The sequence below is a fragment of the Crossiella sp. CA-258035 genome (genome assembly GCF_030064675.1).
Taxonomy (GTDB): Bacteria; Actinomycetota; Actinomycetes; order Mycobacteriales; family Pseudonocardiaceae; genus Crossiella.
The window spans coordinates 1,710,253-1,732,007 of the sequence record NZ_CP116413.1; the positions used below are offsets into that span (position 1 = coordinate 1,710,253).

Here is a 21,755-nt window from a genome sequence, read left to right on the forward strand (position 1 = left end):
AGTCATCCAGACTCGCACACGTGTTCGACCGAACGGTGCAACTCGCTCCCTCCCTCGGCCGGGTCTACGACCGCAGCAGACCGGTCTGGGTGGACCTCAACGAGCTGTACCGGCACGGCTTCCTCGGCGACGCCTCCTCCGCCACCCTGCTCATCCGTCAGCAGGGCCTGGTGGTCAGCGGCCGGGTACCGGGCACCCTGCACGCCTGGCTGCGCACCGAGGAGGGCTACTGGGCCGGGCTGGTGTCCTTCTGCATCGCGGGCCGGTCGGAGAGCACGGTGCCACCGCTGGCCCTCAAGCACCTGGTGCCGAGAGGGGCCCTGCGGCCGAGGGCGCCGGAGGAACGGGGAGCGGAACGCCGGTACTAGGCGGCTCCTCGGCGCCGTCCTGGGAGGACGGCGCGGTGGACACCAGGGCCACCGGCACCTGCTCCGGCGGGGTGAAGGCCGAGTCGGGGCGCATCCGGGGTGGCTGGGCGGCCCAGGGCTTCAGGTTCTGCAGCACGTCCTCGTAGAAACGGTTGATCGCTTCCAGCACGGAGTCGATGAACGAGCCCCGGCCGGTGCCGCGCTTGCCGCCCAGCGGAAAGGTCCGCGCCACCCGGAAGGACCTGATCTCCTTCTTCGGGTCCTCGATGAGCACCGCCGGATCCAGCCGCACCGCGCGCAGCAGCTCCGCCGCGCCCGCGCCCCTGGCGTGCAGCGCGAAGGACTCCAGCCGCACCTGCTCCGGCGCGTCCTTGAGCTGCCGCACCAGCCAGTTGACCCGGGTGGCGGGCCTGCCCTCCCTCGGCGCGTCGACCTCCACCTGGCAGCACACCTGGTTCGCGCGCAGGTCCGCGGTCACCCGCAGCGTGCCGACCGTGTCCGGGATGCGGATGCCACCGCTGAACGTGCCCCCGTTGACCAGCTGCGCCACCTGGCCCTGCACCCGCAGCTGCGGTTCGGCCAGCTCACGGCGGCTCAGCGCGGGCACCACCTCGGCGCCCAGCCTGCGGCCCAGCTGCAACCCGGCGAAGCGCAGCAGCGCGTCGAACCGCAACGCGACCTCGGCCGCGGCGGCGTCGGTGGCGCGCAGGGTGCCCGCGCTGACCGCCTCACGCAGCGGCACCCAGCTGGGACCCATGTCCTCGAAGGCCATCGCACCCGACCGCGGGTGCTCCAGGTACCGGATCAGCTCGCCGAGGATCCACGCCTGGTCCGGGTCGGCGACCCCGCGGTGCTCCTTCTGCAGCACCGCCTCGCAGAGCACGTGCGTCCAGGACCAGTGGTGCAGCGCGACCTTGCGCAGCTTGCGCTTGTCGACCTTGGCCGGGTGCTGGCCCGGCATCGCGGGGATCTGGTTGGAGATGGTGATCAGCGCGTCAAAACCCTGTTCCCGCGCCAGGTCCAGGTAGTTCTCCAGCTGTTCGGCGCCCAGCTCGTTCGTGCCGGTCTTGACCTCCACCAGCGCGGTCCAGCTGCGCTGACCCCTGCTGACCCGGATCAGGCCGTCCGGGATGACCTTGCGCTCGCCCAGCTGGAACGGGACTTCGATGTAGGTCCGCACGGCGCCGGCCGGGGCGCCCAGCGGCTGGGTGAGCACGCGGCCGAACTCGCGCACCGCGGCGAGCACCGCCAGCAGCGCCGAGGTCGCGCGCCGCTCCTGCTCCTCGGCGCCGTTGATGCCGGACGTCGGGATCAACCGGGCGGAATGCCAGGACTCCTCGGACAAGAACGCCTCCCCCGCATGTGGTCGGCGCTCTGCCGGCCGACGCTGCACACACGGAGCGTCGTACACCGCTGACCCGGCGTTAGCGATCTTCCGCGGCGTTGTCCGATCGTGTCCGCTCAGCCCCGGTAGTGCCCCGGCCAGTCCGCGTGCCGGATCCGCCTGATCTCCCGCACCCCGCCCACCGTCCCCCACTCGTCCCGCCCCAGCCGCGACAACGGCCGCAGCAGCTCCACGGATGGCAGCCCGTCGCGGACCACCTCCGCCGCCACCGCCGCGTGCACCACCCGCCCGAACACCACCGTGGAGTCGCCCAGCCGCAGGGTGCTGTGCAGCACGCACTCCAGCGCGGCGGGGCTGGTGGCGACCCTGGGCGGCTTGACCTTGAGGCTGGGTTCGCGGGGGATGCCGGCCGCGTCGAACTCGCTGGTGGCCGGGGGGAAGTCGGTGCCGGTGGCGTTGACCTGGGCGAAGTTCGGCTCGGTGGCCAGGTTCACCACGAACTCGCCGGTGGCCTCCACGTTGGCCAGGGTGTCCTTGCGGCCCACCGAGGTGAACTGCACGATCGGCGGGTCGACGCAGGCCACGGTGAAGAACGAGTGCGGGGCGAGGTTGTCCACCCCCTCGGCCGAGACCGTGGACACCCAGGCGATCGGGCGGGGCAGCACCACGGCGGTGAGCAGGCGGTAGAACCGGCCGGAGCCGGTGGCCTCCGGGTCGAAGTCCAGGCGCATGCCCCGATCCTCGGTCAGCGGTGGCGGCGCAGCAGCTCGGCCTCCCACTGGCCGCGGATCATCTCGGTGAGCGTGGACTGCCGCGGTGACCAGCCGAGACGTTGCCTGATCAGCGAGTTGTCGCCGACCGAGCGCGCGGACTCGCCGGGGTTGGCCGGGCGGTGCGTGACGCGGATCTCCCGGCCGGTCACCTCGCGCACGGTGTCCACGATCTGGGCCACGCTGGCCGGGGTGGCGCCCACGTTGTACACGTCGAACCGGCCGGGCGTGGCGTCCTCCAGCGCCGCGACCATGGCCCTGGCCACGTCGTTGACGTGCACGAAGTCCCGGACCGCCGAACCGTCGCCGTTGATCTCCACCGAGGGCAGGTGGCCGGCCGCCACGCCCACCGTCCTGGTGATGATCCGGGTGTCGTCGTAGTCGCCGAGCTCGCCGACCGCGCCGGCGATGTTGAAGATCCGCAGCACCGCCGCGCCCAGTCCGCCGGTGGCCACCTGCCAGCGGATGGCCTCCTCGGCGGCGACCTTGGAGGCGGCGTAGGGGTTCTGCGGGGCGACCGGGGTGGTCTCGTCGATGGGCTGGCGCTCCGGGTTGCCGTAGACGCTGGCGGTGGAGGCCATCACCAGCCTCGGCTTCACCCCGGTGACCTCGGCCTGCCTGGCCAGCGCCTCCAGCACGTGCAGGGTGCCGCCCAGGTTGACCCGGTAGTACAGCGTGGGGTGCGCGAAGGCCTCGCGGATCCTGGTCAGCGAGACCAGGTGCACCGCCGCGTGCACCCCGTCCGCGGCCGCGAGCAGGCCCTCGCCGTCCAGCACGTCGCCCCTGCGCAGCTCCACCCCCTCGGGCACGTTCACCACTGAGCGGTGGACCAGCGCCACGACCTCGTGGCCGGTCTGGGAAAGTTGGCGTACGACGGCCTGTCCCACATAGCCGCTCGCGCCGGTGACCAGGACTCGCATACCACCATCTCACCAGAAGGAAATGGGTGCACCGGCAAGTTTTGTGGCCTTCACACGGAGGTCGGGATTACCTTACTCCGGTAGGGCAAAACGCTGTGACAGGGAGTTGTTCGCATTGGGCCGTTCGGGGCATTATCTGCTGGCTATCGGGTGAGTAGTGGACCTTTCCCCTCCATATTCCCCAGCGCCAACGTCGACCCTTCCTCTATGAGCGTGGAAGGGCTCGGGGCGGCCAGCCGGGTTTTACTGGCCGACGTCGGGCGTCGTCGCAGCGTGCGCCGGGGCACGGTGCTGTTCAGGCAGGACAACGAGTCCGACTCGGTCCTGCTGGTCGAGCACGGCCTGCTGCGCATCTCGGTGGTCAGCCAGGACGGCACCGACAGCGTGCTCGCGCTGCGCGGCAGCGGTGAGCTGGTGGGCGAGTTCGGCGCCATAACCGCACGTCGGCGCTCGGCCACCGTGGTGGCGCTGACCGACTCGACGGTCGTGGTGATCGCCTCGGCCCGGTTCCGCTCGCTGCTGCGCCAGTTCTCCGGCCTCGCCTGTGACGTGCTGTCCTTACTGGTCACCCGAGTGGATGAATCTGACCGGCGGCGGCTGGAGGTGGGCACCTGCACGGTGTCCCAGCGGCTGGCCCGCTTCCTCGGCGAGCTGGCCGCCACGCACGGCACCGAACGGGCCGACGGCGGGGTGGAGATCGCCGCGCAGCTGACCCAGGAGGAGCTGGGCAGCGCGATCGGCGCGACCCGCGAGTCGGTGTCCAGGGCGCTGGCCGAGCTGCGCGACGACGGCCTGCTGTCCACCGCACGTCGCCGGATCACGATTCTGGCCCCCACCCGGCTGGACTCCTACCTTGGGACGTAAGACTGAATCACACCTCGAAAGTGCGTTGGATCACAGATTGACCTGCGGTTTTAGGGTAAACACACGCTGATGCAATACCACCCGGTGCATTTCTCGATCGTGGTCGTGGACATCGCGAAGTTCGGCACCCGAGATGACCGGTTCCAGCTGCTGCTGCGCAGCGGGCTGACGGCTGTCCTCAAGCAGGCGTTCGAGGAGTCCGGCATCGACTGGGACGAGCTCGCGATCGAGGACCGCGGGGACGGCAAGTGCCTGCTCATCCCCGCCTCGGTGTCCAAGGTCCGGCTGCTGGACCCGCTGATCGGCAGGCTCGCCGTCGCGCTGCGCCAGCACAACCAGTTCACCAGCGAGCAGGGCCAGATCCGGCTGCGCATGTCGGTGCACGCCGGTGAGGTGCACCGGGACCGGGACGGCTGGTCCGGCACCGACCTGAACTTCGCCTTCCGGCTGGTCGGCAGCGAGGCGCTCTACGAGGTGCTGGCCGCGGTGCCGGAGGCGGAGCTGGTGGTGATCGTCTCCGAGGCCATCCACAACGCGGTGGTGCGGCACGGCTACGGCGCGGTCGACCCGGCCTCCTTCCACCAGATCGAGGTGCACCGCAAGGAGGTCAGCGCGGAGGCGTGGGTGCACGTGCCCGGCATCCTGGCCCCGCTGGCCCGGCTGGAGCTCGACAGCGGCAGCAGCGGGCCGCCCGCGATCACCGTGCGCGGCAACGTCAACGGTGACGTGGTCGGCAGGGACAAGCACGTCGGCGGGCCATGGTGAGTGCCGACCGCGTCGGAGGACTGGCCGAACCGCTCCCGGATCGGGCACACCACGGGGTCGACCACACCGGCCGGTCAGGCGGCGCCGAGGGCGAGGGCGGCCCGCACCGGGACGCCGCGCGGGCGCTGACCATCGACAAGATCAAGGAACAGCTGAGCAACCCGGCCCGGCTGCTGGACTCGGTCTCGCTGGTGGAGGAGATCCACCGCCAGGTCAGCACGCTGCGCCCGGCGGGCGGCGGCCAAGCGGCCGCGCCGATCGTGATCATGGGCGATGTCACCGGCGACGTGGTCGGCCGGGACTCCTTCGCCGGCCGCCGCGGCGGCGGGGTGGACACCGCCGAGCCGGTGGCCAGGCGGGTGGCCGCGCCGGTGCTGGCCGGTTTCCGCGGCGCCTTCGTCGAACCCGGCAGCGCCGCGGCGATCAGGGCCAGGCTGGCCAGGCCGGGGCTGGTGCTGCTGGCCGGGCCCAGGGGCTGGGGCAAGACCGCGCTGGGCATGGTGCTGCTGGACGAGCGCTGCCACGGCGAGGTGTACGAGTTCGAGCCGATCGAGGACCTGCTGCGGCTGCCCACCGGCGCGCTCAAGTCCGGCCGCGGCTACCTGGTCACCGACCTGCCGCCGCACGTGCTGGCCACCGCCCGCGGCGCGGACCTGCACCGGCTGGACGAGGAGGTCACCGCGCGCGGCGCCCGGCTGGTGCTCACCGTGGCCGGGGCGGGTGTCGCGGAGAAGCCCTGCCAGCTGCCGGTGGCCGACCACCCCGAGCCGAAGGCGCTGGTGCTGGCCCACCTGGGCAGGCTGCTGGCCGCCGACCGGATCGCCGAGCTGACCGGGCGGCGCGCGGTCGCCGAGCTCATCGAGGGCAGTTGTCAGGAGCCGTTCGAGGCGGCCGCGCTGGTCCGGCTGGCCGAGGAGCTGGCCAGGCTGGACCGGCTGGACCGCGGCGCGGAGGCGGCCGAGATCGCCCAGCGGCTGACCGTGCGCTCCAAGGAGGAGTTGCGCGCCTGGCTGGACGAGGTGTCCTCGCCGGACCGGGCGTTCCTGCTGTGCGTGGCCATGTTCGACGGCCTGGCCTACGGCACCGTGGTGGACCTGGCCGAACGGCTGGACCGGCTGACCACCGGCCGGGCCGCGGCCAGGGTGGACGGGCCGCCACACGGGCGGCAGGCCCGCTGCGAGCGCACCCGCACCGAGATCCTGCGGGCCTGGAGCCACACCCCGTACGGCCGGGTGCCCACCGAGATCGTCCGGCTGCGCCAGCCCGACCACCGGCCGTGGATCGTGGACCAGCTGTGGTGCGCCGGCTACTACGGCCGCCCCGCGCTGCTGCGCTGGCTGCGCGAGCTGGGCACGCACCACGCCCGGCCGGTGCGCGGCGGGGCGGGCGCGGCGGTCGGGCTGCTGATGTCCAGGGAGTTCGAGACCTTCCGCAGGGCCGTGCTGGAGCCGTGGGCCGCCGGGGACGACCCGGCGGGCCGGGAGGCCGCGCTGGTGGCCCTCGGCGTGGCCGCGGGCGACTTCCAGCTGACCGGGGCGGTGGTCCGGCTGGCGCACAGCTGGTCCCGGTCCGGGGAGTGGCAGCTGCGCCGCACCGCGGCCCGCGCCTTCGGCGAGTCCCTGGGCCACCTGGTGCCGGACACCGCGTTCGAGGTGCTCGGCGAGCTGGCCGGGCAGTCCGATCCCGGCGGCGTGTTCGCCATCTCGCAGAGCCTGGTGGAGCTGGCCCGCTCCGCCGACGACGCGCTGCTGGCCACCGTGATCGCCACCGTGGAGAGCTGGGCGACCTCGCACCGGGCGCACCGCAGGCACGTCGGGGTCTACGGGTTCCTCCAGCTCTGCGCCGACCTCTGCCGGCCAGGCGAGAGCAGCGCGCCGCGGCTGTTGCAGTGGGCTGACCAGGGGGCGGAGGCGTCCTCGGCGCTGGCCGGGCTGTGGCGGCGGGCGCTGATCGACCCGCTGGTCAATCGCCCGGCCAGGTGGGTGCTGCGCTGGTGGGCACAGTCCTGCGAAGGTGATACCGCCGCCACCACGGCCCTGGCCAGGCTGGCCCGCTCCATCGCGAGACTGCCGAGGGAGGTTGAGATTCTGCGTCGCGCCGCGCTCACCTGGCCGGACGCCGACCCGCCAGCCACCGCGGCCGCGGCCGCGGTGCTCGACGCGCTGTCGTCACCAGTCCGAGGAGCACGGCCTTGACCGCACCCCATGACGAGCACACGGCGGAACCCCACCTCACCGCCGACCTCCGCAGCCCCATCCGCAGTGAGATCGAGCTGCCGGTCCGCAGAATGCTGGCCGGCCGTCCCGCGCCCCGCCCGCACACCACGTTCGTGCTGTCCACGGTGGACGGCAACGTGTACGTGCCGCCCCGGATGCCCAGCGCGCGGGAGTGGCGCTCCGGCGGGGTGCGCTGGCTGTACGAGGTGGACCTGGCCGACCACTGGGCGCTGACCAACGTGCTGCTGCCCTGCCACGGCGACCTGTTCCAGTTCCACACCGAGCTGGAGTTCGGCTGGCGGGTGCACGACCCCGTGCAGGTGGTGCGCAACCGGCTCACCGACGCGGTCGAACTGTGCCGCAGGCACCTGCTGGCCCAGCTGCGCCAGGAGTCCCGCCGGTTCGACCCGGCGGCGACCGCGCTGGCCGAGACCGCGCTCAACCAGCTGCCCGCGATCGCGCCGACCGCGCTGCCGGAGGGCGTCACGCTGTTCCGCTGCCACGTCCGGATCACCCAGGACGAGCGGCTGCGCGAGCACCGGCTGGCCATGCTGGCCGACCAGCAGCAGGGCGAGCTGATCGTGACCAGGGCGCAGCGGCTGCGCAGGCTGGTCGAGGACGGGCACTACGCGGTGCTCGCCCTGCACCTGGCCGAGCACCCCGGCGACACCGCGAAGGTGGTGCAGCTGCTGGCCGAGCAGGAGAAGCTGAGCCTGGACACCAGCCGCGGCATCGTGCAGTCCCTGCTGGACTCCGGCTTCGCCCAGGACGTGGACATCGACCAGCTCGGCGGCGAGGCGCTGCGCCGGGTGCTGGCGCACCTGCAAGCCGGTCCGGGCCGGGCGCTGCGCGAGTTCGCGGCCAACCGCACCCAGCTGCCGGAGATGCCGGACTACCCGGCCGCCTCGCGGTTCCCGCCCGACCCGCGCAACGGCCAGCAGCCGCTGTAGACCCGACCGGTGGAGGATTGTCCTGAAGTCGGTCGTGTGCGAAAAAGTTTGACATGTTCGCGCGTGTGCTCGGCCGGGCGGCGCTCGCCCTGCTGGTGACGACCCTGGTGCTGGTGAGCACGGCCGCTCCGGCCGCGGCCCTCCCCGGCGCGTTCCTGCCCGCGCTGGGCGCGGGCAACCGGGGCGCCGATGTGCTGGCGCTCCAACAGTTGCTGCGTCAGCACGGGCAGAGCCCACCGGCCGACGGGGTGTACGCGGCCAGCACCACCACCGCGGTCCGCGCCTTCCAACAGGCCAAGGGCCTGGCCGTGGACGGCATCGCGGGCCCGGCGACCTGGGGCGCGCTGCTGGTGACCCTGCGCCAGGGCGCGAGCGGCCCCGCGGTGTCGGCACTCCAGGCGCAGCTCAACGCCAAGCGCGGGCTGAGCCTGCCGGTCAACGGCAGCTTCGACGCGGCCACCCGGTCCGCAGTGCTGGCCTTCCAGCAGCACGCCGGGATCGGCGCGGACGGCGTGGCCGGCCCGGACACCTGGCGAAACCTGTTGTGGCACTACGACTACCCGGACCTGGCCGCCCTGTGCGACCAGGACCCCGACGGCAACGGCACGGCCAACTGGGGGACCGGCGCGACCATCGGCCAGCTGGAGGCGGCGGCGCGGTCCTTCGCCGGGACCGGCCAGGGCAAGGTGCCACTGGGCGATGTCAGCAAGGAGCACGGCGGCGACATCGCCGGCCACGCCAGCCACGAGCTCGGCATGGACGTCGACCTGTGGCCGATCCGCGCGGACCGCGCCCAGTGCACCGCGGGCCGGATCACCTGGCGGGACCCCGCCTACGACCGCGCCGCCACCAGGTCGCTGGTGCGGGCGCTGCGCTCGACCGCCGCCGGCCGGGTGAAACTGATCTTCTTCAACGACCCCGAGCTGATCAGGGAGGGCTTGACCACCAGGTATGACAACCACGACAACCACCTGCACATCCGCTACTGCGCCCCGGTGCACCCCAATCCGCTCTACGCCTGTTGATCTCCGCCGGTCTGTGGTCTGCTTCCCGGGTGAGCGAACAGCTGAGCTGGCTGACCGGCCGGATCATCACCCGGGACATGCCCCGGTACGACGAGGTCTGCACCGGGTGGAACAGCCGGATCCGGCACCGCCCCGAGGTCGTGATCGCCCCGGCTGACGCCGCCGACGTGCAGGCCGCGGTCCGCTTCGCCGCCGAACTGAGCCTCCCGGTCCGCGTCCAGTCCACCGGCCACGGCGCCCTGGCCCCAGCCGAGGGCGGTTTGCTGATCGACACCAGCGCCCTCACCGGCATCCGCCTGGACCCGGTGGCCCGCACCGCCGAGATCGGCGCGGGCATCCGCTGGCAGGAGCTACTGGAAGCCGCCCACCCCTATGGCCTAGTAGGCCTGTCCGGCTCCTCCGGCAACGTCGGCGTCACCGGCTACGCCCTCACCGGCGGCTCCGGCTGGCTGGCGAGAAAATATGGACTCTGCGCCGAGACCATCCTGGCCGCCGAGATCGTCACCGCCAACGGCCGCCTCCGCTGGGTCGACGCCGACCGCGAACCCGAGCTGTGGCAAGCAGTCCGCGGCGGCGGCCCCAACGTCGGCGTGGTCACCAAGCTCCGCCTGCGCCTGTTCGAGGTCCCCCGCGTCTACGCCGGCGCCACCTACTGGCCAATCGAGTCCGCCCCGGAAATCTTTGCCCTGTACCGGGAATGGGCCGGCGGAACCCCGCTGGAACTGACCTCCGCACTGACCTTCCTCCAGTACCCGGCCAGCCCCGCCCTCCCGGAACCCTTGCGGAACCGGACCCTGGTCGCGTTGCGCGCCGCGTACGCCGGTAGCGCCGGCGAGGCCGAGGAGTTGTTGCGCCCCTTGCGATCCCAGCCGGGAGTCGTGCTGGACACGTTCCGCGAGATGCCGTACCGCGAGATCGACACGGTGACCAATGATCCGGTGAAACCCTTGCCGCGCACGGGATATTCGACCGCGGTCACGGAGCTGCCGGAGGCGTTGGTGGAACTCGCCAAGCCGGGGGAGTCGTTCGTGACACTGGAAGCCCGGCACGTCGCGGGCGAGGGGGCTCGGCTGGGCGCGACGGGGGCGGAGTTCCTGGTGTACACGATGGCGGTGACGCCGGATGAGACGAGCGTGGCCGAGGCGGGGGAGTTCGGACGCCGGGTGGAAGCTGCCTGCGCGCCTTGGCGGACCGGGGGGAACCTGTTGAGCTTCTTGCTGGCGCCCGCGGAGGCCGGGGGGCTGGGGGAGCAGGTGGCTGGGGCGTTGCCTGGGGAGTATCGGGGGCGGTTGGCGGAGGTGAAGGCGCATTACGACCCGGCGGGGTTGTTTGGTGGGGATCGGCGGTTGGCGGGGCCGTAGCCGAAAAGAAAGATGGCCACCGGTTCAGTGGGCGGCCATCCCCCAGAAATTGCTTCCGATCAGGCGACGGACTGGTCGCCGGTGTTCTGCGGTTTGCGGTTCACAATGACCGCGATCACGATCATCAGGCCGATGACGGTGATACCGATGCTGGCCCAGGGCTGGTAGTCCTCGACCAGATCCATGATGCGGAATCGCAGGCCGATGAGCGGCAGCAGGAAAGCGCCGAGGCCCAGGACGATGAGCAGGATGCCGAACTGCACGATGTACTCCTTGACGGGTGAAACGAGCGGTGGACTCTAACCTGGGGCCGCTTCGCCCGGGTGCGTTTCGGTCAACTCAGGCGTGGATCCTGGGTAATTGTTACCGCTCTTCACTATTGCGATCACCGTGAGTGCGCGGGCCGCTACTATAAGTGATGCCGCAATCGGTTCAATATGACCGGTCGTCTTGCTGACTGATCGCCTGTCCCCCTTTGTTGGTAACATGTTGTTTTGGTCACGTTTTTATTGGCTGGGTGAGCTGATACGTTTTTGTGGCCGATCCGGGGGGATCGGCCACAAAAACAATATGAGGTTTTCATGATTCGTAAGCTTTTGCTGTCACTCGGTCTTGTGGGGGCGTCCCTGCTTTCTGTTTCTGCCGGGACGGCGAGTGCTGATGTCAATATCAAGCCGCCGCCCTACCTGGCGCCGCCCACCTGCGAGCCGCGTTCGCAGGTTGCACCCGGATATGAATGGGAATTCATCGACACATCGATTTTCCACAAGCGTGGTGGCGTCACCATCAAGACGCACAAGTTCCTGCTCCAGTACGCCAGCAACTGGAACCCGCTGGCCGTGGGCAGGTACGTGACCTGTGAGGTCCGCGGCTAGTCCACGATCATGAATGGGCAGGACTGCGCTCCCAGTGGCGCTCTCGCAAGGTGGTGTGATCCGCGATCATCCGGCTTGCCAGACGATCGACCGCGGCAGCCAGTTCTGCCCCTCGGCCAGGATCCTCGGTGGCCAGCAGTTCCGTTAGCCAGTCGCGCCAGACGGCGGTCAGGCGGACGATGGCCTGTTCGCCGTCGGGGGTGAAGCTCAGCCAGTCGCCTTCGCGGGCGAGCAGGCCGCGCTGGACCAGGTCCGTGACCGTGGGTTCCAGGATCCGGGGTGGCAGGTCCAGGGGGTCGGCGATCTCGGTGAGGGTGGTGCGACCCTCCTGCTTGCTGTTCCGATAGATCTGCGCCAGCAGCCAGGCGTCGGCCTCGTCCATGCAGTCGCGCAGGCGTTCGCGGAGCAGGGGGCGCAGCTCCTTGCGCCTGCGTTGCCAGACGGCGGCGACGGACTTCTCCAGCTCCTGCTCGTTCGTGTGGGACTCGGGCATGCCGAAGCCCTCGCCCAGGTCGCCTGCCTTGTCCCGGACCGAGTCGCGGAGCTGGACGCCGGGGAGCAGCCAGGCGATGGCGAAGGCCAGCAGCGCCACCGGGACGGCCCAGGTGAAGACCGTTTGCAGGCTGTCCTGGTAGGCGGTGGCCAGCGGGGTGAGCAGCTCCGGGGGCAGGTGGCGGACCATCTCCGGGTTGGCCGCGGCGCCCGGGTCGAAGCCGGGGGGCAGGTTGGCGCCTGCCAGGTTCGCGGTCAGCTGGGCGGAGAAGATCGCGCCGAAGACCGCGACGCCGAAGGAGCTGCCCAGGGTGCGCAGGAAGGTGACGCCGCTGGTGGCGGCGCCCAGGTCGGCGTAGTCGCAGGTGTTCTGCACCGCGATCACCAGCACCTGCATGCCCAGGCCCAGGCCGGCGCCGAGCACGAGCATGTACAGCGAGGCGGTGACGAAGGTGGTCTCGCGGTCCAGGTGGGACATCAGCCACAGGCCGGCCGCGGTGACGCCGGTGCCGATGATCGGGAAGTGCCGGTAGCGGCCGGTGCGGCCGACCCAGCTGCCGCTGAAGATCGAGGCGGCCATCAGGCCCGCGACCATCGGCAGCATGCGCAGGCCGGACTCGGTCGCCGAGTGGCCCTGCACCACCTGCAGGAAGATCGGCAGGTAGGTGATGCCGCCGAACATGGCGAAGCCGATCACGAAGCTGAGCACGCCGGAGACCGAGAACACCCGACCCCGGAACAGCCGCATGGGCAGCACCGGCTCGGTGGCGCGCAGCTCCACCAGCACGAACAGCGCCACCGCGACCAGCGAGACCACGCCCAGCCAGAGGATCTCCGGCGAGTCCCAGGCGTAGGTGGTGCCGCCCCAGCTGGTCAGCAGGGTCAGGCCCCCCGCGCCCAGGGCCAGCAGCAGGATGCCCAGGTAGTCGATCACCGGGCGGGCGCCCTTGGGCACCCTGGGCATCACCGCGCCCGCGACCAGCAGCACCAGCAGGCCCAGCGGCACGTTGACGTAGAACGCCCAGCGCCAGCTGAGCTGGTCCACGAACAGCCCGCCCAGCAGCGGGCCGGCCACCGTGACCACGCCGAACACCGAGCCCATCAGGCCCTGGTACTTGCCACGTTCGCGCAGCGGGATCAGGTCGGCCACCAGTGCCATCGAGGTGACCATCAACCCGCCGGCGCCGAAGCCCTGCAACGCCCGCGCCGCGACCAGGCCGAACATGCCGGTGGCCATCCCGCAGAACAGCGAGCCCGCGGTGAACAGCGCCACCGAGACCTGGAAGACGATCTTGCGGCCGAACAGGTCGCCGAACTTGCCGAACAGCGGGGTGGCGATGGTCTCGGCCAGCATGTAGCCGGTGACCACCCAGGACAGGTGGTTCGCGCCGCCCAGCTCGCTGACGATGGTGGGCAGTGCGGTGGCCACGATGGTCTGGTCCAGTGCGGCCAGCAGCAGGCCGAGCACCATCGCGCCGAAGACCAGGTTGGTCCGGGAACCGCGCTCGACCTCTGCCGCAGCCGTCATGCTTGGCAAACTAGGGCGGGTTCCCCTGGCTCTGCTGGGCGGCGGTGGTCGCTCGTTTGGTTGAAAGCGGGCCGATGATCCCGTCGGCCACCCGGTCGATGAGCTGCTCGTCCGGTGGCACGCCGCGCACCAGCAGCTGGAACAGGTACAGCGCGCCGATCAGGTCCTGCAGGATCTCCAGGTCCACATCGGGGGCCAGCTCGCCGCGCTCGGCGGCGCGCTGGACCACCAGCTGGGCCAGGTCGGGGCCGCCCTGCTGCATCCGCTCCAGGTAGAGCCTGGCCAGCTCCTCGTCCCGGCGGCTGCCCTCCAGCAGGCCGATGACCAGGCCGCGGGTGTCCGCGTTGGTCTGGGTGACCGCCCAGCGGCCCAGGAACCGGAAGTCCTCCACCAGCGAGCCGGTGTCCGGGCAGTCCGGGCGGGCCTGGTAGGTGTGGATGGCGTCGATGATCAGCGCGGCCTTGGACGGCCAGCGCTGGTACAGGGTGGCCTTGCTGGCCTGCACGCGGCGGGCCACCAGGTCCATGTTGAACCGCTCGTAGCCGACCTCGGCGAGCACCGCGCGGGCCGCGGTCAGCACCTCCCGGTACCGGTCCGGGTCGCTGAGCGGGACCTTCTTCCGCGAGGCCATCAGTGCGGCCCGCCGGGGAGCCGGTGCTGGTCCAGTTCGTGCGCCTCGGCCAGCTTGGTCAGCAGCTCGTGCAGGCTGTGCCGCTCCTGCTCGGAGAGCGGGGCGGTGATCTCCGCGTCGTGCCTGGCCGCCTCGGCCAGCGCGGTCTCCAGCAGCTCCCGGCCGCGCCCGGTCAGGTGCAGGGCGTAGGCGCGGCGGTCGGCCGGGTTGCGCTTGCGCTGCACCAGGCCGCGCGCCTCCAGGTCGTCGACGAAGGCGACCATCCGGCTGGGCGCGATCCGCATCCGCTCGCCGATGGCCTGCTGGGACTGCCCCTCGGCCGCGGCCACCACGCGGAGCAGGCCGACGTGCCTGGGCTCCAGGTCCAGCGGGGCCAGCCGTTCGGCGAACCGCCTGGCCGCGGTGAACCCGAGCTGCGCCAACAGGAACGCCGAGCTGCCGCCATGGGGATAGCCGCCGTGGTGCATGGGGGCACTCTACTGCCGGGGCAACAATTCCCCGGTTGAACGATTTTCTGCTGGACGCGCTCCGTTGTGGGTTGCTCACCGACGGCGACCACACCAGGATCGAGGACGTGGCTGTGACGTGGTCGAGGTGGCGTGAACTTCCCGGTGCCTGGGCGACCGCGGTCACCCGTCCCCGCTGGCAGTTGGCGCTGGCCTGGCCGATCTCGGTGTGGGTGCTGGTCTGGGTCGGCGCCCAGTTCAACACCACCGGCGCGGTGTTCACCCCGCTGGACGTGCCGCGCGCGGTGCTGTCGCGTTTTGGCCAGGGCGCCGCGGGCTGGCTGGACGTGGTCGGCGGCTGGCTGCGCGATCCGGCGCACGCCGGGCTGCTCACCGCGACCGCCTGGGTGGCCGGGCTGCTGTGGGCGGCCACCACCGAGCGGACCCTGCTGCCCGCGCTGGCCGGCTGGCTGCTGGTGATGGCCGCGGCCGAGGGGCTGGGCTACCAGCCGGCGATCTCCAGGGCGGTGCTGGTGCTGGCCGGGTTCATCGCGCTGCTGGCGCTGTGCGCGCTGCCCGGCCGCGGCAAGCTGGTCGACCGCCGGGCGCGGCTGCTGCCGGTGGACGTGCTGACCGCTGGGGCGGTCGCGGCTGCCCTATCGGGCATGGTTCCGCTGCTCGCGCCGGGTTTGGCGCTCACCAGACTGCTGCGGCCCTACCTGACCAAGCCCGCCCGGCCGGACCCTTCCCGGCCGCTCATCCCCGCGGCCCGCCCGCCAACCGAGCTGATTACCCCGCCGAAGGTCCCACATGCGGGTGAAATGAGGTCACCGAGTCGTAACGAGTCGACTGTGGCCGATGTCTCCGAGTGATCGAAATGAGACCGAACGGTAGCGGCCTCATTACGCCAATCGGGTCTAAGTAGTACGCCGTGTGGAGTAAAACCTGACTACCGGTCAGTTGCGTCCCCCGTTCGGACGATTTTTGTCTGTTTTTGACGTCGACTACCTTCCTGCGGCGGGGGAGTTTCACGCAGCGCGGAATCTACGGGGACAGAAGCTTCAGCCTGGGCGCGGCCAGGCGGCTTTCAGTAAGTCACCGACAGGCAGGCGTTGGCCGTTACCTGGTCACGGGGGATTGGGTAACACACGTGGCTCTCCCATGCCCAAAAAATGGTGGCGTTACCGCGAGGTGAATAAGTGCGAGCCGCTTTGTGGCAAACGGGAGAGAAGAAAGTATCGGCAACCGAGGCCCCCGCGTTACAGGGCCGGAAGGTTTTCGCAGGGTGGGAGCTGCGATACCAGCTGGCGGTCGTGGTGGGAGACCTGCTGGCCATCGTGTGCGCGGTGGTCGCGGTCGGAGTGTTCGTGATCAACGGGACGCCGGGAACGGGGCGTCTTGAGCTGTTGCTGGGTCTGGTCACCGCGGCTACCGCGGTGCTGGCCCTGCCGCTGAACCGGGCCTGGGACCCCAGGGTGCTGGGACAGGGCCCCGAGGAGTTCCGCCGGGTCGGGCGCGCCGCGCTGACCGGCATGGTGGTGCTGGCGCTGGCCGCGCTGGCCATCCAGGCACAGGGGATGCGGGGCTGGGTGTTCGCCGCGCTGCCCGCCTTCGCCGGGATCGCGATCCCGGTCCGCTACCTGCTGCGCCGGGTGCTGCACCGCCGGCGCCGGCAGGGCAGCTGCCTGCTGCCGGTGCTGGCCGCGGGCAGTCCGGAGGCGGTGCGCGACCTGATCGAGCGCACCCGCAGGGACTCGCACCTGGGCTGGCGGGTGGAGGCCGTGTGCACGCCGCACGGCGCCGGCGCGGGCGTCCGGGTGCCGGGTGAGATCGCCGGGGTGCCGGTGGTCGGCGACCTGGACGACCTGGTCGACCGGGTCCGGCTGGGCGGCTACCGGATGGTGGCCGTGGCCGGGTCCACCGACTGGACCCCGCCGCGGTTGCAGCAGCTGGCCTGGCAGCTGGAGGGCAGCACCGCCGAGCTGGTGGTGGCGCCCTCGCTGGTGGAGATCGCCGGGCCGAGGCTGCACGTGGCCCCGGTGTTCGGGCTGACCATGCTCTGGGTCAGCGCGCCCACCTTCAGCGGGATCGGCTGGCTGGTCAAGGCGGCGGTGGACCGGGTGTCCGCGCTGCTGCTGACCGTGCTGCTCAGCCCGGCGTTCCTGGGCATCGCGCTGGCCATCAAGTGCACCAGCCGCGGCCCGGTGCTCTACCGGCAGTCGCGGGTGGGCCGGGACGGGCGGCGGTTCACCATGCTCAAGTTCCGGTCCATGGTGCCGGACGCGGACCGCCGCAAGGCCGACTACGAGTCAGCCAACCAGGCGGCAGGACCGCTGTTCAAGCTGCGCCGGGACCCGAGGGTGACCAAGGTAGGTGCGGTGTTGCGCCGCTACTCCCTCGACGAGCTGCCCCAGCTGTTCAACGTGCTGGCCGGCTCGATGTCCCTGGTCGGCCCGCGCCCGCCGCTGCCGGAGGAGGTCGCCCGCTACGGCCCCGACGCGCGCAGGCGCCTGTTGGTCAAACCGGGCCTGACCGGGTTGTGGCAGGTCAGCGGGCGCAGCGACCTGTCATGGGAGGAGTCGGTGCGGCTGGACCTGCGTTATGTGGAGAGTTGGTCGTTGTTCATGGACCTGGTGATCCTGTGGAAGACCGCCTCGGCGGTCGTCGGTGGGCGGGGTGCGTACTGATGACCTGCCGACTGTGCGGCTCCGCCACGCTGCACAGCGTGGTCGACCTGGGCGCGAGCCCGCCGTGTGAGCACTTCCTCACCGCGGCCGAGCTCGACGCGCCGGAGCAGACCTATCCGCTGCACCTGCGGGTGTGCGGGGACTGCCTGCTGGCGCAGCTGCCGCCGCTGATCACGCCGGAGGACACCTTCACCGAGTACGCCTACTTCTCCTCCTTCTCCACCTCCTGGGTGGCGCACGCGGAGAAGTTCGTCACCGAGGCAGCCCAGCGCCTCGGTCTCGGCGGTGACTCCTTCGTGGTGGAGGTGGCCAGCAACGACGGCTACCTGCTGCAGCACGTGCTGGCCAGGGGCATCCGCTGCCTCGGCGTCGAGCCCTCGGTGAACGTGGGCGAGGCGGCGCGGGCCAAGGGCGTGCCCACCGTGACCGAGTTCCTCTCCGCGGAGACCGGGGCGGCGGTGCGCGCCGAGCACGGGCCCGCCGACCTGGTGGTGGCCAACAACGTCTACGCGCACATCCCGGACGTGCTCGGCTTCACCCAGGGCCTGCGGGCGCTGGTGGCCGAGGACGGCTGGGTCTCCATCGAGGTCCAGCACCTGCTCACGCTGATCCGGCACACCCAGTACGACACGATCTACCACGAGCACTTCCAGTACTACACCGTCGCCGCGGCGCAGCGCGCGCTGGCCAGCGGCGGCCTGACCCTGGTCGACGTCGAGCTGCTGCCCACCCACGGCGGGTCCATCCGGCTGTGGGCGCGGCCCAGCGAGGTCGCCGGGGAGCCGGAGGCACGGGTGGCCGCGGTCCTCGCCGAGGAGGCCGCGGCCGGGCTGCACACCGTCGCCGGGTACGCCGAGTTCGGCAGGCAGGTGGCCAAGGTCCGCCGGGACCTGCTGCGCTTCCTCGTCGAGGCGGCCGAGGCGGGCAAGACCGTGGTCGGCTACGGCGCGCCGGGCAAGGGCAACACGCTGCTCAACCACTGCGGGATCCGGCCGGACCTGCTGCGCTACACCGTGGACCGCAACCCGTACAAGCACGGGCGGTTCACCCCCGGCACCCGGATCCCGGTGCTGCCGGTGGCGCGGATCGAGCAGGACCGGCCGGACTACGTGCTGGTGCTGCCCTGGAACCTGCGCGCCGAGCTGACCGAGCAACTCCGATATGTGGCCGAATGGGGCGGACGTCTGGTTTTTCCCATTCCCGAGCTCTCGATAGTCGACCCCGCAGCCGGCACGGCCGACGGACACAATGAGGTGAACCCATGAAGGTAGTGCTGTTCTGCGGCGGTTACGGGATGCGCATGCGCAACGGCTCCGCCGACGATCTGCCCAAGCCGATGCACCCGGTCGGGCCACGTCCGTTGCTCTGGCACGTGATGCGGTACTACGCGCATTTCGGGCACAAGGACTTCATCCTGTGCCTGGGATACGGTGCGCAGTACATCAAAGACTTCTTCCTGAACTACTCGGAAACGGCGTCAAACGATTTCGTGCTGCGCAACGGCAAGGTCGAGCTGCTCTCGACTGATATCAGCGACTGGACCATCACCTTCGCGCAGACCGGCCAGAACTCGCCGATCGGCGAGCGGCTGCGCCGGGTCCGGCACCTGGTGGCGGGCGAGGAGATGTTCCTGGCCAACTACGCCGACGTGCTCACCGACGCGCCGCTGGATGAGATGGTCCGCCGGTTCGCCGGCAGCGGGGCCTCGGCCTCGATGATGGTGGTGCCGCCGCAGTCCTCCTTCCACTGCGTGGACCTGGGGGACAACGGCAAGGTCGCCGGGATCACCCCGGTGAGCAGCCTGCCGCTGTGGGAGAACGGCGGTTTCTTCGTGCTCCGCCAGGAGGTTTTCGACCACATCCCGGAGAACGGGGACCTGGTCGAGGACGGCTGCGGGGAACTGGCCAAGCAGGGCAAGCTGCTGGCCTATCCCTACCGCGGTTTCTGGCAGCCCGCGGACACGGTGAAGGAGCGGGTGGCGCTGGAACAGGGCTACCAGAACGGCGACCGCCCGTGGATGTTGTGGGAGCGGGAGGCCGAGGAGTCGGCGCCCGTGGCCAAGGTGCTCCGGCTGAGCGGGGTCTGAGGTGCTCTCGCTGTCCCCGCCCGGGCCGGTGCCCGTGGTGGTGCTCGGCGCGCACTGTGACGACATCGCCATCGGCTGCGGCGGCACGCTGCTGTCGCTGTGCGCGGCCCGGCCGGGGCAACGGGTGAGCGCGCTGGTGCTCACCGGCGCGGGCAGCAAGCGCGAGGACGAGGAGCGGGCCGCGCTGGCCGCCTTCTGCCCCGGCGCGGACCTGGACGTCACCGTGCTCGACCTGCCCGACGGCCGGGTGCCCCAGCACTGGGGCCGGGCCAAGGAGGAGCTGGCCACCTTCCGCGCGCGGGTCGAGGCCGAGGTGGTCTTCGCGCCCGCGCCGCACGACGCGCACCAGGACCACCGCGCCCTGGCCGAGCTGGTCCCGCAGGTGTTCCGGGACCAGCTGCGGCTGGGCTACGAGATCCTCAAGTGGGAGAGCGACCTCGCCCAGCCCACCGTCTTCCAGCCACTCGAACCCGCCGTCGCGCAGGCCAAGGCCACGCTGCTCGACGCGCACTACCCGTCTCAGCGGGACAAGGACTGGTTCGACCGGGAGACCTTCCTCGGCCTCGCCCGGATCCGCGGCGTGCAGACCCGCGCCCGGTACGCGGAGGCCTTCCACACGGACAAGGTCCAGCTCCGGCTGGACGCGGAAGGGTGAGAACGATGCGGGTGCTGCTCACCGGCCACCAGGGTTACCTCGGCAGCGTCATGGCCCCGGCGCTGACCGCGGCCGGGCACCAGGTGCACGGCCTGGACTCCGGCCTGTTCGCCGACTGCGTGCTCGGCCCGGAACCGGCCGACCCGGACGGTTTCGCCGTCGACCTGCGGGACGTCACCGCCGAGCACGTCGCCGGGTTCGACGCGGTGGTCCACCTGGCCGCGCTGTCCAACGACCCGCTCGGGTCGCTGGAGCCCGGCCTGACCTACGACATCAACCATGCCGCCTCGGTGCGGCTGGCCCGGCTGGCCAAGGAGGCCGGGGTCGCCCGGTTCCTCTACGCCTCGACCTGCTCGGTCTACGGCGCGGCGGGCGAGGAGCTGGTCGGGGAGAGCGCGCCGCTGCGGCCGGTCACCCCGTACGCGGAGAGCAAGGTCCGGGTGGAGGACGACCTGGTGCACCTGGCCGGGGACGGCTTCAGTCCGGTGTTCCTGCGCAACGCCACCGCCTTCGGCTTCTCGCCGAGGCTGCGCGCGGACATCGTGCTGAACAACCTGGTCGGCCACGCCATCCTGACCGGCCAGGTCCGGGTGCTCTCCGACGGCACCCCGTGGCGGCCACTGGTGCACGCCGCGGACATCGCGGCGGCCTTCCTGGCCGCGCTGCACGCGCCCGCCGAGGCCGTGCACTGCCAGGCGTTCAACGTGGGCATGGCGGAGAACAACCTGACCGTGGCCCAGATCGCCGAGTCGGTGGTGGCCGCGGTGCCCGGCTCCGAGCTGCTGATCACCGGCGAGGCCGGCAACGACCCGCGCTCCTACCGGGTGGACTTCGCCAAGATCACCGAGGTGCTGCCCGAGTACCGTCCACAGTGGACTGTGCTGGGCGGCGCGGCGGAACTGGCCGACGCCTACCGCAAGCACGGCCTGACCCAGGAGTCCTTCCAGCGCCGCTTCACCCGCCTGCCCCGCCTGTCCGACCGCAGGGACGCCGGCACCCTCGCCCCCGACCTCCGCCCGGTGCGGGAGCCGGTCCCGTGACCGCCTCAACCCTCCGCCGTGTTGGCCGTTGTCGTACGCCGTGTTGGCCGTTGTCGTACGCCACGTTGGCCGAAACGGACAGCAGAAGCGGTGCGCCTCGCCCACAACGGCCAACACCGGGTACGAGTTCGGCCAACACTCCGTACGAGTTCGGCCAACACGGTGGGGAGGGGTCAGCTCAGGGTGTCGCGGAGGGTGGCCCAGGTGCCGGCGGCGGCGTCGCGGGGGCTGAGCATGCGGACCTCCTGGGGCCAGTCGATGGCCAGGTCCGGGTCGTCGTAGCGGACCGCGACGTCCTCGGCCGGGTCGTGCGGGCGGTCGATGCGGTAGCAGACGTCGGCGGTCTCGCTGAGCACCTGGAAGCCGTGCAGGAAACCCGGCGGCACGTACAGGTGCGCGAAGGTCTCGTCGTCCAGGCGGAAGGCCTGGTGGCGGCCGAAGGTGGGCGAGCCGGGGCGGGCGTCGACCAGCACGTCGTGCACCGCGCCGCGGGCGCAGCGGACCAGCTTGGCCTCGCCGCGGCCGAGCCGGCCGTGCAGGCCGCGCAGCACGCCCCGGTGCGAGCGGGACTGCGAGTCCTGGCGGAAGGCATCGGGGTCAAGGCCGTGCGCGGCGGCGATGTCGGCGTCGAAGGTGCGGGTGAACAGGCCGCGGTCGTCCCGGTGCGGGCTGGGCAGGAACAGCAGGACGTCGGCGAGGTCGGTGCGGCGGATCTCCACCCGGGCATCTTG

22 protein-coding genes are annotated in these 21,755 nt (G+C 71.4%); 14 read left to right on the forward strand and 8 right to left on the reverse strand.

Annotated features, from left to right (window positions below; all coding sequences use genetic code 11):
* Positions 1 to 20 precede the first annotated feature (20 nt).
* Positions 21 to 368: a hypothetical protein gene (locus N8J89_RS08415; RefSeq protein WP_283663783.1), complete on the forward strand. Its 348-nt coding sequence runs from the start codon at positions 21 to 23 to the stop codon at positions 366 to 368.
* On the opposite strand, the gene N8J89_RS08420 is transcribed toward N8J89_RS08415, so the two are convergent.
* The 3 genes from N8J89_RS08420 to N8J89_RS08430 all read right to left on the reverse strand — a co-directional run bounded on the left by N8J89_RS08420 (position 295) and on the right by N8J89_RS08430 (position 3,403).
* Positions 295 to 1,713, reverse strand: a complete 1,419-nt coding sequence (locus N8J89_RS08420) for a hypothetical protein (RefSeq protein ID WP_283663784.1) — start codon at positions 1,711 to 1,713, stop codon at positions 295 to 297. The genes N8J89_RS08415 and N8J89_RS08420 overlap by 74 nt on opposite strands.
* A gap of 116 nt (positions 1,714 to 1,829) precedes the next feature.
* Positions 1,830 to 2,444 (reverse strand): flavin reductase family protein, encoded by a 615-nt coding sequence (locus tag N8J89_RS08425; protein WP_283663785.1) that lies wholly within the window; start codon positions 2,442 to 2,444, stop codon positions 1,830 to 1,832.
* Positions 2,445 to 2,458: 14 nt separating this feature from the next.
* On the reverse strand, positions 2,459 to 3,403 hold the full coding sequence (locus N8J89_RS08430) for an NAD-dependent epimerase/dehydratase family protein (protein WP_283663786.1): 945 nt from the start codon (positions 3,401 to 3,403) through the stop codon (positions 2,459 to 2,461).
* A gap of 207 nt (positions 3,404 to 3,610) precedes the next feature.
* On the opposite strand from N8J89_RS08430, the gene N8J89_RS08435 reads away from it, so the two are divergent.
* The 6 genes from N8J89_RS08435 to N8J89_RS08460 all read left to right on the forward strand — a co-directional run bounded on the left by N8J89_RS08435 (position 3,611) and on the right by N8J89_RS08460 (position 10,584).
* Positions 3,611 to 4,267 (forward strand): Crp/Fnr family transcriptional regulator, encoded by a 657-nt coding sequence (locus N8J89_RS08435; protein WP_185002317.1) that lies wholly within the window; start codon positions 3,611 to 3,613, stop codon positions 4,265 to 4,267.
* 84 nt (positions 4,268 to 4,351) lie between these two features.
* Positions 4,352 to 5,032: a hypothetical protein gene (locus tag N8J89_RS08440; protein WP_252481856.1), complete on the forward strand. Its 681-nt coding sequence runs from the start codon at positions 4,352 to 4,354 to the stop codon at positions 5,030 to 5,032.
* Positions 5,026 to 7,227 (forward strand): hypothetical protein, encoded by a 2,202-nt coding sequence (locus tag N8J89_RS08445; protein ID WP_283663787.1) that lies wholly within the window; start codon positions 5,026 to 5,028, stop codon positions 7,225 to 7,227. The genes N8J89_RS08440 and N8J89_RS08445 overlap by 7 nt, the downstream gene beginning before the upstream one ends.
* Positions 7,224 to 8,198, forward strand: coding sequence for a PH domain-containing protein (locus N8J89_RS08450; RefSeq protein WP_283663788.1), 975 nt, complete (start codon positions 7,224 to 7,226; stop codon positions 8,196 to 8,198). Before N8J89_RS08445 ends, N8J89_RS08450 begins: the two co-directional genes overlap by 4 nt.
* Before the next feature lie 53 nt (positions 8,199 to 8,251).
* Positions 8,252 to 9,223, forward strand: coding sequence for a penicillin-insensitive murein endopeptidase (locus N8J89_RS08455; RefSeq protein WP_283663789.1), 972 nt, complete (start codon positions 8,252 to 8,254; stop codon positions 9,221 to 9,223).
* Between the two features lie 29 nt (positions 9,224 to 9,252).
* The gene (locus N8J89_RS08460) at positions 9,253 to 10,584 is read left to right on the forward strand and encodes an FAD-binding oxidoreductase (RefSeq protein ID WP_283663790.1); all 1,332 of its coding nucleotides are present in this window, start codon (positions 9,253 to 9,255) and stop codon (positions 10,582 to 10,584) included.
* A gap of 59 nt (positions 10,585 to 10,643) precedes the next feature.
* Here the strand turns inward: N8J89_RS08460 and N8J89_RS08465 are convergent, their stop codons facing one another.
* Positions 10,644 to 10,847: a hypothetical protein gene (locus N8J89_RS08465; protein WP_283663791.1), complete on the reverse strand. Its 204-nt coding sequence runs from the start codon at positions 10,845 to 10,847 to the stop codon at positions 10,644 to 10,646.
* A 318-nt stretch (positions 10,848 to 11,165) separates the two neighbouring features.
* On the opposite strand from N8J89_RS08465, the gene N8J89_RS08470 reads away from it, so the two are divergent.
* Complete coding sequence (locus N8J89_RS08470) at positions 11,166 to 11,459, forward strand: hypothetical protein (protein WP_283663792.1); 294 nt, start codon at positions 11,166 to 11,168, stop codon at positions 11,457 to 11,459.
* A gap of 7 nt (positions 11,460 to 11,466) precedes the next feature.
* Here the strand turns inward: N8J89_RS08470 and N8J89_RS08475 are convergent, their stop codons facing one another.
* Genes N8J89_RS08475 through N8J89_RS08485 form a run of 3 tightly spaced genes read right to left on the reverse strand, consistent with a single transcriptional unit; the run spans position 11,467 to position 14,577 of the window.
* Positions 11,467 to 13,479, reverse strand: coding sequence for an MDR family MFS transporter (locus N8J89_RS08475; protein ID WP_283663793.1), 2,013 nt, complete (start codon positions 13,477 to 13,479; stop codon positions 11,467 to 11,469).
* A 10-nt stretch (positions 13,480 to 13,489) separates the two neighbouring features.
* Positions 13,490 to 14,110, reverse strand: coding sequence for a TetR/AcrR family transcriptional regulator (locus tag N8J89_RS08480; RefSeq protein WP_283663794.1), 621 nt, complete (start codon positions 14,108 to 14,110; stop codon positions 13,490 to 13,492).
* Positions 14,110 to 14,577, reverse strand: a complete 468-nt coding sequence (locus N8J89_RS08485) for a MarR family winged helix-turn-helix transcriptional regulator (RefSeq protein ID WP_283663795.1) — start codon at positions 14,575 to 14,577, stop codon at positions 14,110 to 14,112. The genes N8J89_RS08480 and N8J89_RS08485 overlap by 1 nt, the downstream gene beginning before the upstream one ends.
* 35 nt (positions 14,578 to 14,612) lie before the next feature.
* Here N8J89_RS08485 and N8J89_RS08490 point away from each other — a divergent pair, with 35 nt between their 5' ends.
* From N8J89_RS08490 to N8J89_RS08515, 6 genes are all read left to right on the forward strand, one after another.
* Positions 14,613 to 15,428 (forward strand): hypothetical protein, encoded by an 816-nt coding sequence (locus N8J89_RS08490; protein WP_283663796.1) that lies wholly within the window; start codon positions 14,613 to 14,615, stop codon positions 15,426 to 15,428.
* 441 nt (positions 15,429 to 15,869) lie between these two features.
* Positions 15,870 to 17,243, forward strand: coding sequence for a sugar transferase (locus N8J89_RS08495; RefSeq protein ID WP_283663797.1), 1,374 nt, complete (start codon positions 15,870 to 15,872; stop codon positions 17,241 to 17,243).
* Positions 17,240 to 18,508, forward strand: coding sequence for a class I SAM-dependent methyltransferase (locus N8J89_RS08500; protein ID WP_283666117.1), 1,269 nt, complete (start codon positions 17,240 to 17,242; stop codon positions 18,506 to 18,508). The genes N8J89_RS08495 and N8J89_RS08500 overlap by 4 nt, the downstream gene beginning before the upstream one ends.
* Positions 18,505 to 19,329 carry a sugar phosphate nucleotidyltransferase gene (locus N8J89_RS08505; RefSeq protein ID WP_283663798.1) on the forward strand — a complete coding sequence of 275 codons (825 nt, stop codon included), beginning with the start codon at positions 18,505 to 18,507 and terminating at the stop codon, positions 19,327 to 19,329. Before N8J89_RS08500 ends, N8J89_RS08505 begins: the two co-directional genes overlap by 4 nt.
* Before the next feature lies 1 nt (position 19,330).
* Positions 19,331 to 19,984 carry a PIG-L deacetylase family protein gene (locus N8J89_RS08510; RefSeq protein ID WP_283663799.1) on the forward strand — a complete coding sequence of 218 codons (654 nt, stop codon included), beginning with the start codon at positions 19,331 to 19,333 and terminating at the stop codon, positions 19,982 to 19,984.
* A gap of 5 nt (positions 19,985 to 19,989) precedes the next feature.
* Entirely contained in the window at positions 19,990 to 21,024 is a 1,035-nt protein-coding gene (locus N8J89_RS08515; protein WP_283663800.1) for an NAD-dependent epimerase/dehydratase family protein, read from the forward strand.
* Positions 21,025 to 21,197: 173 nt separating this feature from the next.
* On the opposite strand, the gene rfbC is transcribed toward N8J89_RS08515, so the two are convergent.
* Entirely contained in the window at positions 21,198 to 21,743 is a 546-nt protein-coding gene (rfbC, locus tag N8J89_RS08520) for a dTDP-4-dehydrorhamnose 3,5-epimerase (protein ID WP_283663801.1), read from the reverse strand.
* Positions 21,744 to 21,755: the final 12 nt, after the last annotated feature.